Source organism: Pedobacter sp. AC402, assembly GCF_979252805.1.
Genome location: NZ_CEEDAI010000005.1, coordinates 19,864 through 38,229 on the forward strand (window position 1 = coordinate 19,864; position 18,366 = coordinate 38,229).

At 36.2% G+C, this 18,366-nt stretch carries 13 protein-coding genes; 10 read left to right on the top strand and 3 right to left on the bottom strand.

Going from position 1 to position 18,366, the window contains the following annotated elements; genetic code table 11:
• Positions 1-14: 14 nt before the first annotated feature.
• Positions 15-2,723, bottom strand: coding sequence for an alanine--tRNA ligase (alaS, locus tag AC0IWE_RS03765; protein ID WP_471791997.1), 2,709 nt, complete (start codon positions 2,721-2,723; stop codon positions 15-17).
• A 116-nt stretch (positions 2,724-2,839) separates the two neighbouring features.
• Between alaS and AC0IWE_RS03770 the strand changes: the two genes are divergently transcribed.
• From AC0IWE_RS03770 to AC0IWE_RS03795, 6 genes are all read left to right on the top strand, one after another.
• On the top strand, positions 2,840-3,175 hold the full coding sequence (locus AC0IWE_RS03770) for a MerR family transcriptional regulator (RefSeq protein WP_029274329.1): 336 nt from the start codon (positions 2,840-2,842) through the stop codon (positions 3,173-3,175).
• A gap of 134 nt (positions 3,176-3,309) precedes the next feature.
• Entirely contained in the window at positions 3,310-5,505 is a 2,196-nt protein-coding gene (locus tag AC0IWE_RS03775; RefSeq protein ID WP_471791998.1) for a helix-hairpin-helix domain-containing protein, read from the top strand.
• Between the two features lies 1 nt (position 5,506).
• Positions 5,507-7,594, top strand: a complete 2,088-nt coding sequence (locus AC0IWE_RS03780; RefSeq protein WP_471791999.1) for a ComEC/Rec2 family competence protein — start codon at positions 5,507-5,509, stop codon at positions 7,592-7,594.
• A gap of 1 nt (position 7,595) precedes the next feature.
• Complete coding sequence (locus AC0IWE_RS03785) at positions 7,596-8,372, top strand: enoyl-CoA hydratase/isomerase family protein (RefSeq protein WP_471792000.1); 777 nt, start codon at positions 7,596-7,598, stop codon at positions 8,370-8,372.
• A gap of 21 nt (positions 8,373-8,393) precedes the next feature.
• Positions 8,394-9,077 (top strand): DUF4412 domain-containing protein, encoded by a 684-nt coding sequence (locus AC0IWE_RS03790; RefSeq protein WP_463494911.1) that lies wholly within the window; start codon positions 8,394-8,396, stop codon positions 9,075-9,077.
• A 98-nt stretch (positions 9,078-9,175) separates the two neighbouring features.
• Positions 9,176-11,344, top strand: a complete 2,169-nt coding sequence (locus AC0IWE_RS03795) for a S9 family peptidase (RefSeq protein WP_471792001.1) — start codon at positions 9,176-9,178, stop codon at positions 11,342-11,344.
• 33 nt (positions 11,345-11,377) lie between these two features.
• On the opposite strand, the gene AC0IWE_RS03800 is transcribed toward AC0IWE_RS03795, so the two are convergent.
• Both AC0IWE_RS03800 and AC0IWE_RS03805 read right to left on the bottom strand, forming a co-directional pair.
• Positions 11,378-12,088, bottom strand: a complete 711-nt coding sequence (locus AC0IWE_RS03800) for a DUF3307 domain-containing protein (protein ID WP_055913828.1) — start codon at positions 12,086-12,088, stop codon at positions 11,378-11,380.
• Positions 12,088-12,699 (bottom strand): SatD family protein, encoded by a 612-nt coding sequence (locus AC0IWE_RS03805; RefSeq protein WP_471792002.1) that lies wholly within the window; start codon positions 12,697-12,699, stop codon positions 12,088-12,090. Before AC0IWE_RS03805 ends, AC0IWE_RS03800 begins: the two co-directional genes overlap by 1 nt.
• Before the next feature lie 155 nt (positions 12,700-12,854).
• Between AC0IWE_RS03805 and AC0IWE_RS03810 the strand changes: the two genes are divergently transcribed.
• The 4 genes from AC0IWE_RS03810 to AC0IWE_RS03825 all read left to right on the top strand — a co-directional run bounded on the left by AC0IWE_RS03810 (position 12,855) and on the right by AC0IWE_RS03825 (position 18,354).
• Positions 12,855-13,883 carry a ligase-associated DNA damage response exonuclease gene (locus tag AC0IWE_RS03810; RefSeq protein ID WP_471792003.1) on the top strand — a complete coding sequence of 343 codons (1,029 nt, stop codon included), beginning with the start codon at positions 12,855-12,857 and terminating at the stop codon, positions 13,881-13,883.
• A gap of 2 nt (positions 13,884-13,885) precedes the next feature.
• Positions 13,886-15,475, top strand: a complete 1,590-nt coding sequence (locus AC0IWE_RS03815) for an ATP-dependent DNA ligase (RefSeq protein ID WP_471792004.1) — start codon at positions 13,886-13,888, stop codon at positions 15,473-15,475.
• A gap of 400 nt (positions 15,476-15,875) precedes the next feature.
• Positions 15,876-16,214 (top strand): DEAD/DEAH box helicase, encoded by a 339-nt coding sequence (locus AC0IWE_RS03820; RefSeq protein ID WP_471792005.1) that lies wholly within the window; start codon positions 15,876-15,878, stop codon positions 16,212-16,214.
• Positions 16,162-18,354 (top strand): ligase-associated DNA damage response DEXH box helicase, encoded by a 2,193-nt coding sequence (locus AC0IWE_RS03825; RefSeq protein ID WP_471792006.1) that lies wholly within the window; start codon positions 16,162-16,164, stop codon positions 18,352-18,354. Before AC0IWE_RS03820 ends, AC0IWE_RS03825 begins: the two co-directional genes overlap by 53 nt.
• Positions 18,355-18,366 lie beyond the last annotated feature (12 nt).

The following is an 18,366-nucleotide window of genomic DNA, read 5'->3' on the forward strand; positions in this document are numbered from 1 at the left end:
TAAGGTTTATTAGGTTAGTGGTGAGGAATAAAACGCTCCGCTTTTTCCAAAACTATCGGTAAACCTGCTGGGTTTTTACCTCCGGCTGTAGCATAAAACGGCTGACCGCCTCCACCTCCCTGAATTTCTTTGCCAAGTTCGCGAACAATGTTTGATGCATTTAGTCCTTTTTTAACCAGATGATCAGAAAGCATTACCGTTATTCCTGGTTTGCCATCAATTTCTGTGGTAAAAACCAAGAAAAGATTATCGATCATCTCTTTAAGAGAGAAGGCTAAGTTTTTAACGGCGTCAGCACTTTGTAAATCGATGTGTTTCGCTATCAAATTAATACCGTGTATACCTCTAACATGGTGTACAATTTCGTGTTTTAAAGTATTAACACGCTCTAAAGTAGATTTTTCTATTTCTTTTTTCAGTTTTGCATTTTCGTCCAATATAGCCTGAACAGATGCTGATAAATCTTTGCTTCCGTTTAATAAAGCTTTTAAATGTCCAAGTTCTTTTCTTTGATCCAAGAAATATTGCTCCGCTTTATCGGCAGTAATGGCTTCGATACGGCGAACACCGGCAGCAACTGCACTTTCAGAAATAATTTTAAAAGATCCGATTTGTCCGGTAGCTTTTACGTGAGTACCACCACAAAGTTCTTTTGAAAAATGATCGTCAAATGTAATCATCCTTACAAAATCGCCATATTTTTCGCCAAATAAAGCGGTTACGCCACTTTCAATTGCATCCTGATAAGGAACATTGCGTTGTTCTTTTAATTTGATATTCTGGCGGATTTTTTGGTTTACAATTACTTCAATCTGCGCCAACTCTTCGTCGGTTACTTTCGCAAAGTGAGAAAAATCGAAACGTAGGTAATCTGCATTAACCAATGAGCCTTTCTGGTTTACATGTTGACCCAAAACCTGCTTTAAAGCAGCATGGAGTAAATGTGTTGCAGAATGGTTATCTTCTGTTAACACACGTTTATCTTCGTCTACAACAGCCCAAAATTTACCTTCCAAATTATCAGGTAGTATATCTGCAAAATGTACAGTTAGGCCATTTTCCTTTTTTGTATCGGTAATGTCAACCCAAAACTGGCGGCTGTGGTCTTCCAAACGGCCTTTATCTCCAACCTGGCCACCGCTTTCTGCATAAAAAGGTGTTTGGCGTAAAACAATCTGATATTGCTCTTTTCCTTTGGCTTTTACTTTACGGTATTTTAAAATCTCCGTTTCGACTTCCAAATCATCGTAACCCACAAATTCACTCTGATCTTCGGTATTCACAACAATCCAATCACCAGTATCAATTGCAGTTGCTGCACGAGAACGATTTTTTTGTTGTTGAAGTGCTTCGTTAAATCCTTTCATATCAACTGTCCAACCTTTTTCACGAGCCATCAATTCTGTTAAATCAATTGGAAAACCAAATGTATCATTTAACTCAAATGCAAATTGTCCAGAAATACGCTTATTTTTTCTATCATCCTTGTCTCTTTCTAATAATGAGATATGAATTAAGCTATCATTATCTTCACCATCAATCATCAATGTATTGTCGTTTTTATAAGATAAATAGCTGTTGAAACGACTAATTCCAGACCTTAAAGTTCTTAAAAATGAAACCTCTTCTTCTAAAACTACTTTCTGTACAAAATCCTGTTGCGAATTCAATTCATCAAAAACGCCTTTAAATTGTTCAGCCAATAAAGGTACCAACTGATTTAAAAAAGGCTCCTTGAAGTTTAAGAAGGTATAAGCATAACGAACAGCGCGACGCAAAATCCTGCGGATAACGTAACCAGCTTTGTTATTTGAAGGTAACTGACCATCGGCAATAACGAATGATATGGCACGAATGTGATCGGCCATTACACGCATTGCAATATCTGTTTTCTCGTCGGCACCATATTGAATTCCAGATTTTTCTGCAATAAACTGAATCATCGGTTGAAAAACATCTGTATCGTAGTTTGATGTTTTCTCTTGTAAAACACGTACCAAACGTTCAAATCCCATTCCTGTATCTACATGTTTAGCAGGCAAACTTTGCAGCGAGCCATCCTTTAAACGGTTAAACTGCATAAATACATTGTTCCAGATTTCGATAACCTGAGGATGATCGGCATTTACAAGTGTAGCACCATTAACGGTAGCCTTTTCCTCATCAGTACGGCAATCTACATGGATTTCAGAACATGGTCCGCATGGCCCTGTATCGCCCATTTCCCAGAAATTATCTTTTTTATTTCCTGGTAAAATGTGGCTTTCGTCAACATACTGTTTCCAAAGATCATATGCTTCCTGATCTTTTTCCAATCCCTCTTTTTCATCACCTTCAAAATAGGTAACATATAACTTGTCTTTTGGAATTTTATAAACTTCAGTTAATAATTCCCAGCTCCAGGCAATGGCTTCTTTTTTGAAATAATTGCCAAAACTCCAATTGCCCAGCATTTCGAACATGGTATGGTGATAAGTATCAATACCTACTTCTTCCAAGTCATTATGTTTACCCGAAACCCGTAAACAACGTTGAGTATCAACCACCCGGGCATATTTTATAGCAGCTTCTCCAAGAAACAAATCTTTAAACTGGTTCATCCCTGCGTTGGTAAACATTAATGTTGGGTCGTTTTTAACCACAATCGGTGCGGAAGGAACAACATGATGTTGTTTCGATTCAAAAAAACTAAGGAATGCCTGTCTAATCTCTTTTGCTGTCATTTCAATATTATTGGAGGGAACAAAATTAAAATTTTATTGCGTTAATAAGGAAAAATCGAGCTACATTTGAATACTTTAATTAATCGATATAAGACACTCATAATCAAGCACAAAATATGCCGTATAAAGAAAGAGACATTAATAAGATGTATTATACCATGGGCGAAGTGACTGAAATGTTTAATGTAAACGCATCCCAAATCCGTTTTTACGAAAAAGAATTCGATATTCTTCAGCCTAAAAAAAACAAAAAAGGCAACCGTCTATTCACTCCTGAAGATATCGAGAATTTAAAAATTATCTTCAATTTGGTAGATGAAAAAGGCTTTACTTTAAAAGGTGCCAAAGATTACCTTAAAAATAATAAGACAGGCGTACGCGAAAATCAAAAAATTATTGACTCGTTAGAAAAACTGAAAGGTTTCCTGGTAAATCTAGCCGAAGAGCTTTAAATCAACCGCTGCTTTATACTACAATAAATAATATTTAAAAATACTTATATTGTAGTTTAGTAATTATTTTCTGTATACTTGCACAAGTAATACAATAATCTCCCCCATTTTCTTTAATAGTTTAATTACTGCTTATGAAAATATGGTATTTATTGTTGCTTGTCTTTTTTTTCCTGTTATCAACTACTCCAAATAACCTGATTTATCGTTTAATGCGATGGATTAGTGAAATTTCCCGGTTATCAAAACCAGGTTATTCCTATAAATTCTTCTTAAAAACATTGTGGTTAAAATTACGGCCTAAACTAATGGTTGTTGCTTTTCTAATTGCTGGCTCTAATTTAACTTATGCACAAAATAATGGACAGGAAAATGATATCCGCGATATATTGGAGAGTATGGCCGAAAATCTTCCTGAAGATTACGACATGAGTGAGCTGATTGATGTGATGACGAAGTATCGTAAACATCCCATTAATTTAAACCGCACATCTCCCGAAGAGTTAAAAACATTTATTTTTCTATCACCACTGCAAATCAGTAATTTTTTCTCTTATGTTAAAGCAAACGGACAATTTGTTGATGTATTGGAATTACAAAGTATAGATGGCTTTGATGCCAAAACTGTTCAAAGTTTATTGCCTTTCGTAACCTTAACAAATACCAGTGAATATGAGCAAATCACCTTAAAAAACGTTTTTAGAGATAGTGAACATGATTTCATGATGCGCTTTGCTCAAAACCTCCAAAAACAAAAAGGCTTTACCGATTTACCCGGCAACCGATATTTGGGTTCACCCGAGAAGTTTCAGGCCCGTTACAGGTATAATTATAGCACAATTTTATCAGCAGCAATCACCTTGGATAAAGATGCTGGAGAGAAATTTGGAGGCAAACCTTTTGATTTTTACTCAGGAAATTTGGCTTTGTTCAAATTAGGTAAGCTAAAAAAACTTATCCTGGGCGATTATACTTTGCAATTTGGACAGGGATTAACATTATGGTCTGGCTTTTCTTTTGGAAAGGGCCCTGATGTGACGAGTGTGGCTAAAAAAGATTTGGGCTTAAGGCCTTATAACTCTACAAATGAATATTCATTTTTTAGGGGAGCATCCGCAACTATAAACCTGTTTAAAAATATCGACATTACCCCTTTCCTTTCTTTTAGAAATCTCGATGCCAGTCAAAAGAAGATAGGTGGTCAGGGTGATTTGGTTCAGTCAACAATTAATCAAACCGGGTTGCACCGAACGCCGTCTGAAATTAAAAATAAGAATGTGCTTTCGCAAAGAATTTATGGCGCAGTAGTACAATATGCTCAAAACGAATTTGCAATCGGTGCAATTGCATATCGAAGTAATTATGGAAATAGTTTCATTACGCAAACAGCCGCCTATGATCGATATAGTTTTACCGGTAAATCATTAACAAATTTGGGTTTGTTTTACAACTACACCTATAAAAATCTGTACCTCTACGGTGAAGGTGCGAAAGGTTTAGGTGGGGGTTTTGCTTACGTTAACGGTGTGCTCATCAGTTTGTCAAGGTCCTTTTCTGCTGCTTTAACTTACCGTAATTATGCTAAAGATTATCACAGCTTCTTTAATCAAGCCGTATCCGAATCCAGCGAAGCGATAAATGAAAAGGGCTTGTATGCCGGTTTAAATTTTAACCCTAATAAACACTTCGCGTTTTCATTTTACGGCGATTATTTTCGGTTTCCGTGGTTAAAATACCGTGTTGATGAACCTTCAAAAGGTTATGAAATACTCGGACAGGCTGTATATATGCCCTCTAAAGGTTTTAAGGCTCTGATTAGATTTAAAACTGAGCGAAAACAACAAAATACCGATTTAGATGTGCCTGTAAATTTTCTGGATAACGTAATTAGGACTGGATACCGGGCCGAAATAAACTGGCAACTGAACAAAAGCTGGAGTTTCCAGAACCGTGCTGAGCTTTCACAATTTAAAAAAGGGAATACTAAAGGCGAATTTGGATACCTGATTTATCAGGATGTTGATTATTCTCCCATGTTTTCTAAACTCACTGGGAATATACGGCTGGCATATTTCAACACAGCGAGCTACAATAGCCGAATTTACGCCTATGAGGATGATGTTTTATATAGTTTTAGTTTCGGAATGTACAGTGGAAAAGGATACAGAACTTATTTAAACCTAAAATATAATGTGGCCAAAAAATTAAATATCTGGCTTCGTTACGGCTTGTTTATTTACAAAGATGTAGAAACCGTTGGCACCTACCTTGATGAAATTAAGGGCAATAAAAAATCAGAATTAAAAATGCAGTTGCGGTACCAGTTTTAGCATGTTTAAGGCTGAATATGTTTTTGTAAGAATTCTATTGCCGTTTGTAATTGGAATTGGTGTATGCTACTTTTTTGCGACAAAAAGTTGTTTGCAGTTTTTGCAGATTATCACAGCATTATGCTTTGCAAGCATTATAATCATAAATTCTACCTACAAAAAGTTTAAAGCATATCAGTATAAAGGAACAATTGGTATTTTATTTTTTGTGTTTTTTTTCAACCTTGGAGGATTACTCTGCTTGCATAATAATGAAACGCTAAAGGATAATTACTTTGCAAATAAAAAATATACTAATTTAAGGGTTTGGGTTAAAGATGAGCCCCAGAAAAGCAATCATATTTTAAGATTTAAGGCAGAAGTAATATCAGGATACCAAAATGAGCAACACATTAAACTGTCAGGCCATTTGCTTTTTGCAGTAAGATTAGACAGTGTAACTCCCCTCAAAATAAATTACGGTGATGAAATTATGGTTTCGACCCATTATGCTGAAGTTGAGCCACCTTATAATCCGGCAGAATTTAACTTTAAAGCCTGGTTAGCCAATCAAAACATTTACCATCAGGCATTTATAGATGATAGCCATTTAATAAAAACAGGTGAAAACAAAGGTAATGTGCTTATAGCATTTGCGTTGAAGTTAAGAGAACAACAAGTTAGGAAATATCGAAAATTAATTAAAAGCGATGAAGCATTTGCAGTTGCATCTACGTTAATATTGGGGTATCGTGCAGATTTAAATAAAGAAACCCTTTCTGCTTATAGCAAAACAGGAACAATCCATGCACTTTCTGTATCAGGTGCCCATGTTGCAATTATTTACGTTGTTTTAGATTTTCTATTTCTTTTCATGAACAGAAAACGCCCTTTAAAAATTCTGAAATTAATATTAATCTGTACAATAATCTGGGGATATGCTTTGTTAACGGGCTTATCTCCTTCTGTTGTTCGATCTGCAATTATGATCAGCATTTTAATTACAGCAAAAGTTTTATCTAAAAATACAAACAGTTATAATATTTTGGCTTTCTCCGCTTTTTGCCAACTGATTTACAATCCATTTTTAATTTGGGATGTAGGATTTCAGCTTTCTTATCTCGCGGTTTTTGGATTGATTTATTTGCAACCTAAGATATACAACCTGATTTACGTTAAAAATAAATGGGTAGATAAATTGTGGAATTTTACAGCCATGTCATTATCTGCACAACTGGTTACATTTCCATTAAGCATTTACTATTTTCATCAATTTCCTGTTTATTTTCTTTTTGGAAATCTTTTTATAACCATTCCCCTCGTATTAATGATGTATTTGGGAATTGCGATACTGATACCATGGCTTAGCTTTTTAGCGCCAATTTTCGAATGGATAATTAATTTTACAAACTCAGTACTCAGGTGGATCGCTGAACTCCCCTACGCAACCTTTTCATCTATATGGATTGATCTCCCTGAATTTATATTGCTGAGTTTAGCTTTAGGTTTATTTATTTATGGTCTGGCAAAATTCAACAAACAGTTTATATTTTCATCACTATTCTTTTTTGTCTGCTATCAAACCTTAATTATAAACGATGATTTGAAGACTTATCATCAGCAAAAGATCATTTTTTTTTCACTTAGAAAAAATTATGCAGCTGCATTTATTAACGAAAGAAATTGTGTTTTGGTTACAGATTTAAATGAGACGGACAAAAACTATGATTATTTTGTTAAACCAGCATTGTCGCAGCTACAGGTTGATAAGATTTCGTTAATTGATTTAAAGAGAGATACCATTCAGGGCAATTTTATATTAAAAAATAATCAAATTGTATTTGCTGATTATAGAATATTAATAATAAATGATGCATTAAATTATAAAAAAATAGAGGGGAATGGAGATTTTTCTTGCCTGTGGATCAGTGGAAATACAAAATTCAAGCTTGCTGCGTTAAGTGCTAATATAAAGTATAAAAATGTTTTAATTGATGCCACTAACAAAGATTATAAGATTGAAATTTTTAAAAAAGTTGTGAAAAATAATCATTTGGCTGCCTATGTTTTAAAGAAAAATAAAGCATATTTGGTGCAATTAACTCAATAACATGGAAAATCTGGTTTTATATCATGTTGCAGATAGAATTGCGACAATAACCATAAATAGACCTGAAAAAAGAAACGCCCTAAATCCTCAGCTCATTGCTGCACTAACCGAAGCCTTAATCATTGCATCAGAAGATGATCTTGTTAAAGTTGTTGTATTAAATGCCAATGGAGATTCGTTTAGTGCCGGCGCAGATTTAGCTTACCTGCAACAGTTGCAACACAATACCTTCGAAGAAAATGTTGCTGATTCCAATCACTTAAAAAAACTTTTTACAACCATTTATTATTTGCCTAAAGTTGTTATTGCTCAGGTAGAAGGGCATGCTATTGCCGGCGGTTGCGGTTTAGCCACAATATGCGATATTGTTTTTGCAACTACTGAAAGTAATTTTGGCTATACCGAAGTTAAAATTGGTTTTGTTCCGGCTATTGTATCTTGCTTTTTAAAACAGAAAGTCAGCGAATCTGTGGCTAAAGAAATATTGCTTACCGGAAAAACCTTTTCTGCCGAACAGGCATTAAAATATAATTTGATCAATTTTGTAACAAATTCCTCCGAAATTCATCAAAAAGTAAGAGAATTTGCACTAAGTTTGTGTAACGGAAGCTCTAGTAATTCGTTAATGATTACTAAACAGCTCATTACGCAAACGGCCAATCCGCTTTTGGAAAAATGCCTTGAAACTGCAGTGCAAATTAATGCCCGTGTTAGGGAAAGTGACGATTTTAAGAAAGGGATCTCTGCCTTTTTAAATAAAGAGAAAATTAACTGGTAAATAACTAAACAGAAATAAAAAATGTTCAAATCAATCAAAACAAGCGTTGTTGCTTTAATCCTGGTAAGTAGTGCAATCATCGCCCATGCGCAAAAGAAAATGACTGAAGGTACAATTACCTACGGCCTGACTTACAAATTAACAGAAGAACAAAAATCAGCAATGGGCGGACAAGAACCACCTGCTGAACTGAAAATGAAATTTAACAATGGTTTAACCAAAATTGAAATGGAACAAGGTCCGGCTTTAATTGGGATCGTTTCTGATAACAATGAAAAAACTGGCTTACTTTTAATTGATGTGCCAGTTGCTCAAAAGCAATTTGCCGTTAAACAAACTAAAGCTGATATTGAAAAAGCAATGGGTGCTATCCCGAAATATTCTGATTTTAAAGCTACTGGCGAAAAACAGACTATTGGTGGTTTTAGCGCAGAAAAATATACTTTTAAAGATGAAAAAGGTACTGCACTTGAACTTTGGGCTACAAAAGATGTCGAATTACCAAATGTAGGTTCTCAAAACTATTTCCCTGGTTTAGCTGCTTTTCCAGTAAAATATACTTTGGTTCAAAGAGGTGTAGAAACCACTACAACATTAAAATCTGTTGTCGAAGGTAAAGTTGGTGTAATTTCTAAAGAAGTACCAACAGGTTACGAAGTGGTAACAATGGAAGATCTAGCAAAAATGCAGGGTGGCGGTGAATAATTAACCAATTACTGCTAATTATTAGCTTTTTAACTGCAGGCTTTTTATTTAAATTAGCCCGAAAGTTGAAAAGCTTTTTTTATGTCCAAAACTTATATATGATTAAAAATTTATTATTCAGATTATCAGTTATTTGCATGGTTTTTTGTGCATTAACTGATGCAAAGGCTCAAAGTATCAACTGGGCTAAAGACGGTAACGCTTACTATCAGATTGCAAGTGGAGAAATTGTTTCGGTAACACTTCCTAAAAGCGATCGGAAAACTATTATATCAAGAGCATTATTAACACCCGCAGGCAAGGATAATGCAATTGCGGTAAGAAGTTTTCAGCTCTCAGATGATGGCACCAAAGCTTTGATTTATACCAATAGCAAAAAAGTTTGGCGTTACGATACCCGCGGTGATTATTGGTTGGCAGATTTAACAGCCAATAAAATTACCCAGATTGGAAAAGATAAGCCGGCCTCTTCATTAATGTTCGCAAAATTATCTCCGGATGGAAGTAAAGTGGCTTACGTTAGCAAACACAATTTGTATGTAGAAAATATTGATGGGTCAGGCTCTAAAGCCTTAACTACAGATGGTACCGACCGTATGATTAACGGTACTTTCGATTGGGTTTATGAAGAAGAATTTGATTGCCGTGATGGTTTTAGATGGAGCCCTGACGGAAAATCGATTGCTTATTGGCAAATTGATGCAACAAAAATCAAAAACTTTTTAATGATCAATAATACTGATTCTATTTATCCATACACGATTCCTGTTGAGTATCCAAAAGTTGGCGAAAACCCATCTGCTTGTAAGGTTGGTGTAGTTGATGTAGCAACCGCCAAAACAAACTGGCTGGCTGTTCCTGGGGATAATATTCAGCATTACATCCCGCGTATGCAATGGGTACCAAATAGTAATGAAATTATTTTACAACAGCTTAACCGAGAGCAGAATGAAAGCACAGTTTTTATCTGTAATGCAGCTAGCGGCACCGCAAAAGCAATTTATACTGAAAAGGCCAAAGCTTGGATCGATCCGCAAGATGAATGGAAATGGTTAAACGACAATAAAGAATTTACAATTGTATCTGATAAAGACGGCTGGAACCACCTTTACAGAATAAGTATTGACGGAAAAAAAGAAACATTAGTTACAAAAGGAAACTACGATGTAACTGATGTAAAACTGATTGATGTTAAAAATAACATGGTTTATTTTCTTGCCTCTCCAACAAATGCAACCCAGAAATATCTTTTTAAAACCAAGTTAGATGGAAAAGGAAAATTAGAGCAGGTTACCCCTTCTATTTTACCAGGTACACACAGTTACGATATTTCTCCAAATGCCGCTTTTGCCCGCCACACTTATAATAGTTCTATTGTTAAACCGATTACAGAATGGATGAACTTTACAACTGGTAATCCATTTACTATGGACGGAAGCATTACTACTCAATTGGCCAAACAAGAAGCAGCTAAAAATAAGGTTGAGTTTTTTAAAGTAACTACTGAAGATGGCATTGAAATGGACGGTTGGATGAAAAAACCTGATAATTTTAATCCTGACAAGAAATATCCGGTTGTATTTTATGTTTATGGTGAACCTGCTTCGGCAACAGCATCTGATACCTATGGTGCAGGAAGAAATTTCCTGTATGCAGGTGATATGGCAAAAGATGGTTATATCTATATCTCGATGGATAACAGAGGTGCACCGGTTCCGAAAGGCAGTACCTGGCGTAAAAGCATTTATAAAAATATTGGCGTAATCAATATCCGCGATCAGGCCATGGCCGCTAAAAAATTATTGGCTACCAATGCTTTTATGGATAAAGACCGTGTAGCTGTTTGGGGCTGGAGCGGTGGAGGTTCTTCAACTTTAAACCTGATGTTTCAATATCCTGAAATTTACAAAACAGGTATTGCAATTGCAGCAGTTGGCAACCAGTTAACTTACGATAATATTTACCAGGAACGTTATATGGGTACACCTTTTCCAAGTAAAGAAGCTTATGTAAAAGGCTCTCCTGTTACTTATGCTAAAAACTTAAAGGGTAATTTATTGTACATCCATGGTACTGGCGATGATAATGTGCACTATCAAAATGCCGAAATGTTAATTAATGAATTGATTAAAAACAGAAAAGTTTTTCAATTGATGAGTTACCCAAACCGTACCCACAGTATCTCTGAAGGAGAAGGAACAAGCGAGCATTTATCCTTAACTTATACCAAGTTTTTAAAGGAAAACTGTCCTCCGGGAGCAAGATAAAAATTTTGAAAAGCAGCTTTCGGGCTGCTTTTTTTATGCAATAAACATTTGAATAAGCATGGCAGTTACAATTGCAATTCCAAAGCTTAACAAAGTTCCAATCAATACGTATTCTGTTAATTTGAGGTCGTGTGCTTCTTTCAGATCTCCAAATCTAAAAATTGATTTAGCTGCAAGTAAAAAACCTACAGCCTCAAAATGGTTGGTAAGGATAAAAAGAAAAATAAGTACCCGTTCTAATATTCCAATGTACTTACCTGCATTCTGTAACGATTTTGGGCTATCTGGCTGATTATCCGGAATCCATTTATCGATAATCACTTTCATGATGATTGAGGTGGGCATGGTTAAAAACATTGCACCCGAAATTAAAGCCCATGTGCGGGTTTCATTTAAAAAACTGATATCTAAACTTCCTTTGTAAAAAATATGCCATACCGCTACTATGGAGGTAAAATGTAAAACCTGGTCAATAAAAAACAGTATTCGTGCATTTTTTTTCGTCTGAAAAATTGATTTTAGCGCATCGATAAGCAAATGGATAACTCCGATCAATAAAGCAACTTTCCATACGCCAAAACTCAAGAAAATAAGAAATATCAAAATTACATGGATGGCCACATGCAGGTATAATTTTGTTGATTTCAATTTCTTGCTTTCCTTATCTTTTACCCAAGTGCTGGGCTGCAAAAAGAAATCTCCAATTAAATGGGCAATAATCAGTTTAATCAAATATATATCCATTATTTTAAAATCATTTGTTTCAATTTTTTACGGTAAAGCCTATCCATATCCATAATTTCGATATAACGTGCGCGTTTAAGTGCTTCACTTACTGATGATTGTGTTCTTCCAGAAATAGCTGCTAATTCACTTTGTAACAGATTTTCATTTTCCAGGGCAAGTTTTACCATTTCTGCAGCTACCACTCCCCAGTTATCCATTGCAATTAACGACAGTTTAATCATTATATTAATCTCTTCATCAAAATCAGGAAAATCTGTTTTAATGGCTAAGTTAGTTTTCGCCTGTTTCAAACTGTCGAATGCCGCTCCCGAGTTAATAAAAGCCTCTCCACTGGATTCTGAAAGCTTTTTCCTTTTATTTTTGATGCCGCCTATACCTATCCCCATTCTTACATCCGCAGGTTTATTTGTCCTGATACATGCTTTTAAATAAGCAACAGTTTTAACTGCATCTTCTGGGGGAACCTCAACCTGGAAACTATCGCCACGAAAGATTTCCCACTTGCCATGCTGCCCCGAAACTACTTTTAAAGCATTTTTTAAACTCAATAACCAGCTATCTTTAATCTTTCTTGAGCCTATTATATCGCCTGTTATAATACAAATCATGATACAATATCGTGCTAATTATTCATATTTCAAAGTTGATATCGGCTAATTAGCCGATATTCCGTTTTATCGGGTAATTAGCCGATATTTTAAATTATCGGGTATTTAGCCGATATTGATTTAAAACTAATCAACAAATTTATTGTTTAGTACCTATGGCATTAATCGAATTTACTAAAAGAGGCATTTATTGTAAACAAGGTGATTTTTATGTAGACCCTTGGTGGCCTGTAGATTATGCTGTAACTACCCACGGACATAGCGATCATGTTCGCTTTGGTAATAAATATTACCTCTGCCACACTTTAACCAAACCAATTATTAAACGCAGGATAAGTGAAGATTTAAACGTAGAAACTTTAGAATACGGTGAAAATATAATTAGAAACGGCGTTAATATTTCATTTTTTCCTGCCGGACATATCATTGGATCAGCACAGGTGCGTTTGGAATATAAAGGAGAAATTTGTGTGATCTCTGGTGATTATAAAATTGAAGATGATGGCATTACTACGCCCTTTGAACCAGTTAAGTGCCATTCTTTTGTATCCGAAAGTACTTTTGGCCTTCCTGTTTACAAATGGCAAAAGCAGGAAATGGTATTTAATGGTATAAAAAGTTGGGTAAATGATAACATTACTCAGCAGAAAACAAGCGTATTAATTGCTTATAGCTTGGGCAAAGCGCAACGTTTAATTAAAAACCTGGCTGGCGATATACCAATTTATGTACACAATAGTATTGCGAATTTAAATGAAGTAATTATTGCTGCCGGTGTTAATCTTCCTCAAACCATTAGGATTACACCAGAAACCACAAAAGATGAATTGCAGAAAGGCATTGTAATTGTACCACCTGCCATGCGCGATAGCCGATGGATTAAAAATTTATCACATCCGGTTACCGGAATCTGTTCTAGCTGGATGCAGGTAGATGCACACCGCCGTTGGCAAAGTGCCGATGCAGGTTTTGCGCTAAGCGACCATGCAGACTGGCCTGGCCTAATGGAAGCCATTACTGCAACCGGAGCCGAAAAAGTATATGTTACCCATGGTTTTACAGCTGCATTTAGTCGGTTTTTAAATGATGAGGGCATAGAAGCTGCTGAAGTATTAACCAAATTTGGGCAGGAAGACGATGAAGAAAATAAAGTGGATTTAGCCGATCAAAACGAAAGTAAATAACTATGAAACGTTTTGCAAAACTAATCCAACAGCTCGAACTGAGCAATAAAACCAACGATAAAATCGCAGCATTGGTTGATTATTTCAATTATGCCGATGATAAAGATAAAGTATGGGTAATTGCCTTATTTACTGGTAAAAAACCCAAAAGGCCAATTAAATCGGCATTACTTAAGTATTGGGCGATAGATATAACCGAAACTCCGGAATGGCTATTCGCCGAAAGTTATTCGAATGTTGGCGATTTAAGTGAAACCATTGCATTATTGTTGCCACCAGCCGAAAACACCTCAGATTTTCAGCTGCATAAATGGATAGAAGACCTGCACAATCTGGAAGGTAAAGACGACGAAACAAAAAAAGATTTTATTTTAAATGCCTGGAACAAACTCGAAACCCAGGAACGTTTCATCTTTAATAAATTAATCTCCGGTAATTTCAGAATTGGCGTTTCCAATAAAATGCTGGTAAATGCATTAGCCAAGCAAAGCAGTTTAGATAGCGCGCAGATTATGCACAGCATTATGGGAAAATGGAATCCCTACGAAATTACCTTCAATGAATTGATAAACGGCATTCATGTAAATACCGATAACTCCTGGCCTTACCCCTTTTGCCTGGCTTATGCTTTAGAGCAAGAACCGGAAAAGCTGGGGGATGTTTCAGAATGGCAAGCCGAATGGAAATGGGACGGCATCCGGGGGCAAATTGTAAAAAGAAACGGCGAACTTTTTATTTGGAGCCGTGGCGAAGAACTGGTTACCGAACAGTTTCCTGAACTGCATTTTATGATTGATGTTTTGCCGGATGGAGTGGTTTTAGATGGGGAAATATTGGCTGTACAAGATAAACAGGTTTTATCATTCAGCACTTTACAACAACGTTTAAACCGTAAAACAATTAGTAAAAAACAACTGGAAGATGCACCTATTGGATTTTTTGTTTATGATATTTTAGAATATGAAGCCAAAGATGCCAGAGAGGAACCTTTGAGTGAAAGACGGAAAATACTTGAAAAGTTAATTGGTGGCTTAGCTGAAAGCCCCGTAATAATATCTCCTGTAATTAAATGCAGTTCGTGGGAAGAACTTGCCGAATTAAGGCAAACTTCGAGATCAATCAACAGTGAAGGGATTATGCTTAAAAAGCTAACTTCCCATTATCATAGTGGCAGAAAACGTGGCGATTGGTGGAAGTGGAAGATTAATCCATATACGGTTGATGCCGTAATGATATACGCACAAAAAGGAAGTGGTAGAAGGGCGAATTTCTTTACAGATTATACTTTTGCTGTTCGTGATGGAGAAAACCTCGTGACGATTGCTAAAGCTTACTCAGGTTTAACAGATAAAGAAATTAAAGAAGTAAATTCGTTCGTAACCAGAAATGCAATTGAAAAATTTGGACCTGTACGTACAGTAAAACCCGAACTGGTTTTTGAAATTGCATTTGAAGGAATTGCTGAAAGTAAAAGGCATAAAGCAGGTTTGGCTTTGCGCTTTCCACGTATATTGCGGTGGAGAAAAGATAAAAAAGCCGATGAAATTAATACTTTGGAAGATTTGAGGCAGTTGCTGCAATCTACTTTATAATTCGTTTTTTCATGGCCTGTGTCTAAACTGACCTATTAGTCGAAAGTTGAAAATTTCGGTCTTTGGGGACACAGACCGAGGAAATAGGTATTTTTAAACCTGCGAGGTTTTGATGACACAGACTGAGGGGGTGGTTTAGATTGAACAGCTTGCCTCACGATTTTAAACCCGATAGTAGCGATACCCTTTTTTGCTGGAATATAATTGATGTTAAAAGAAAAATCACAAAAAAGGTAAAGCGTATGGCGGGGCTGCTGTAACCGAAGGACTACTATTATTGCTTTTCAAAAAAAATAAGCCATACTTTGTATCTGCACAGACTATTATTTATAATTCGAGAATTTTTCGGTCTGTGATTACCCAGACCAAGGAATATAACTATAAGAAACAGTATTTAATCATGGACCAAACCAAAACCAAAGGTTATAAAAAGATAAAAACCTGGCTAAAGACTAAAAAACGTAAGCCATTTCAGTTTCAGGAAGATGCCTGGCAATATTATCTTAATGGTTACAGTGGTTTGGTTAATGCACCTACAGGTTTCGGTAAAACCTTTTCTTTATTTTTGGCAGTGGTTATTGAAGCTTTAAACGCATCAGAAGCGAATAATAAAAAAGCGAAAGACCGTTTACAGTTAATTTGGATTACCCCTCTCCAACTTCTTAGCAAAAGACATTGCAAGGGCCATGCGCGAAACCTTATTGGAGTTGGAACTGGATTGGCATGTTGGTGTACGTAATGGCGATACTTCTCAGGCAGAAAAATTACAGCAGAAAAAGTCGATGCCGGAAATTTTGTTGATTACCCCGGAAAGCATGCATTTATTACTCGCACAAAAAGGTTCATCAACTTTGTTCAGAAACCTTAAATGTATTGTAGCTGATGAATGGCATGAACTTTTAGGGAGTAAACGCGGCGTACTGGTAGAACTTGCGGTATCTCGGATAAAAGGTTTACAAAAACTAGAAAAAAATCAGTTTTTAAGAATTTGGGGCATTTCGGCCACAATTGGTAACATTGATGAGGCTCTGGATGTATTAGAACCCAATTTAGAGGCTAAACGAATCATTGTAAAGGCCGATTTAGAAAAGAAAATTGTAATTAAATCAATTTTACCTGATGATATCGAAACATTGCCATGGGCAGGCCATTTAGGTTTAAAACTCGCTTTTAAACTCCTGCCTATCATTGAGAAAAGTAAAACCACCCTAATTTTTATCAATACCCGTGGACAATCAGAAATGTGGTATCAACATTTGCTGAATATCGAACCCGAACTGGCCGGACGGATTGCCATACACCATGGATCTATTGATTTTGAGCTTCGAAACTGGATTGAGGATGCGCTACATACCGGGCAGCTTAAAGCGGTTATTGCAACCTCATCGTTAGATTTAGGTGTAGATTTTAAGCCTGTTGATACTGTTGTTCAGGTGGGTTCTCCAAAAGGGGTTGCCCGTTTTTTGCAAAGGGCTGGCCGCTCTGGTCACTCCCCGCATGAAACTTCGAAAATATATTTTCTTCCTACTCATGCTTTGGAATTGGTAGAAGCTGCTGCGATCAAAGAAGCGGCTAAAACTAACAATATAGAGAGTCGTGAGCCCTTTATTATGGTTTTTGATACCCTGGTTCAATATCTGGTTACATTGGCCATAGGTGATGGATTTGATGATAAAATTATATTTGAAGAAATTAAAAATACACACGCTTTCAAACTTATCTTACCAGAAGAATGGACCTGGGTAATGCAATTTATTACCTCGGGTGGTGATAGTTTAAGTGCCTATACGGAATTTAAAAAGGTAGTAAAAGACGAAGATGGGCTTTGGAAAGTCAAAAGCAGGCAGCTGGCTATGCGGCACAGGTTGCATATTGGCACAATTGTAAGTGATGCAATGCTGAAAGTTAAATTCATTTCTGGCGGTTACATTGGCATGGTGGAAGAATATTTTGTTACCCGTTTAAAAGCCGGGGATAATTTCCGTTTGGCCGGTAGGGTTTTAGAATTTATCCAGGTTAAAGATATGACAGTTGTGGTGAGGGTGAGCAAGCAAAAAAATGCAGTTTCGCCCAGCTGGAATGGTGGCCGTTTGCCCTTATCCTCTAACCTGGGGTCGGTTTTGCGCAAAAAATACAATGAAGCACTGGATAAAACGCACCAGGATGAAGAGCTGGATGTTATTTATCCTTTGTTTCTTCTACAGGAGGAACGCTCGCATGTACCCAGAAACGATGAGTTGTTAATTGAGCTGATTAATAACAAAGAAGGTTTTCACCTATTTGCTTATCCTTTTGAAGGCCGGTTGGTACACGAGGTTTTAGCAGCATTGGTAGCCTATCGTTTAAGTAAGCTTTTACCAATCAGTTTTTCAATCGCTATGAACGACTATGGTTTTGAACTGCTCAGCGAAACAGAAATCCCTATGGATGAATCAATTGCATACGAAGTTTTTTCACCAAAAAATTTAACTGAAGACATTACTTTAAGTATAAATTCTACTGAGATGGCCCGACGTAAATTCAGGGATATTGCTTGTATTTCCGGACTTGTGTTTCAGGGTTATCCTGGTAAATATGTCGCAAATAAACATCTCCAGTCATCGGCAGGTTTGTTTTTCAATGTTTTTAGCGATTATGACAAACAAAATTTACTTTTGCGTCAGGCTTACGATGAGGTATTTTATCAGCAGCTGGAAGAGCCAAGGTTGGCAGCAGCGTTAAACCGGATACAGGATGGTGCGATTGTGATTACCAACCCAAAAAGTTTTACACCATTATCCTTTCCAATTAAAGTAGATAGCTTACGTGAAAACATGAGTTCGGAAGAATTGGAACAACGGATAGCTAGAATGAAAGCCGAATCTGAAAAATTTAAATAGAGATTTGAAGCT

What these genes read in the sequence shown, in the direction of transcription:
- alaS (WP_471791997.1), bottom strand. Translation starts at nt 2,723, where the DNA reads ATGACAGCAAAAGAGATTAGACAGGCATTCCTTAGTTTTTTTGAATCG.
- AC0IWE_RS03770 (WP_029274329.1), top strand. Translation starts at nt 2,840, where the DNA reads ATGCCGTATAAAGAAAGAGACATTAATAAGATGTATTATACCATGGGC.
- AC0IWE_RS03775 (WP_471791998.1), top strand. Translation starts at nt 3,310, where the DNA reads ATGAAAATATGGTATTTATTGTTGCTTGTCTTTTTTTTCCTGTTATCA.
- AC0IWE_RS03780 (WP_471791999.1), top strand. Translation starts at nt 5,507, where the DNA reads ATGTTTAAGGCTGAATATGTTTTTGTAAGAATTCTATTGCCGTTTGTA.
- AC0IWE_RS03785 (WP_471792000.1), top strand. Translation starts at nt 7,596, where the DNA reads ATGGAAAATCTGGTTTTATATCATGTTGCAGATAGAATTGCGACAATA.
- AC0IWE_RS03790 (WP_463494911.1), top strand. Translation starts at nt 8,394, where the DNA reads ATGTTCAAATCAATCAAAACAAGCGTTGTTGCTTTAATCCTGGTAAGT.
- AC0IWE_RS03795 (WP_471792001.1), top strand. Translation starts at nt 9,176, where the DNA reads ATGATTAAAAATTTATTATTCAGATTATCAGTTATTTGCATGGTTTTT.
- AC0IWE_RS03800 (WP_055913828.1), bottom strand. Translation starts at nt 12,088, where the DNA reads ATGGATATATATTTGATTAAACTGATTATTGCCCATTTAATTGGAGAT.
- AC0IWE_RS03805 (WP_471792002.1), bottom strand. Translation starts at nt 12,699, where the DNA reads ATGATTTGTATTATAACAGGCGATATAATAGGCTCAAGAAAGATTAAA.
- AC0IWE_RS03810 (WP_471792003.1), top strand. Translation starts at nt 12,855, where the DNA reads ATGGCATTAATCGAATTTACTAAAAGAGGCATTTATTGTAAACAAGGT.
- AC0IWE_RS03815 (WP_471792004.1), top strand. Translation starts at nt 13,886, where the DNA reads ATGAAACGTTTTGCAAAACTAATCCAACAGCTCGAACTGAGCAATAAA.
- AC0IWE_RS03820 (WP_471792005.1), top strand. Translation starts at nt 15,876, where the DNA reads ATGGACCAAACCAAAACCAAAGGTTATAAAAAGATAAAAACCTGGCTA.
- AC0IWE_RS03825 (WP_471792006.1), top strand. Translation starts at nt 16,162, where the DNA reads ATGCGCGAAACCTTATTGGAGTTGGAACTGGATTGGCATGTTGGTGTA.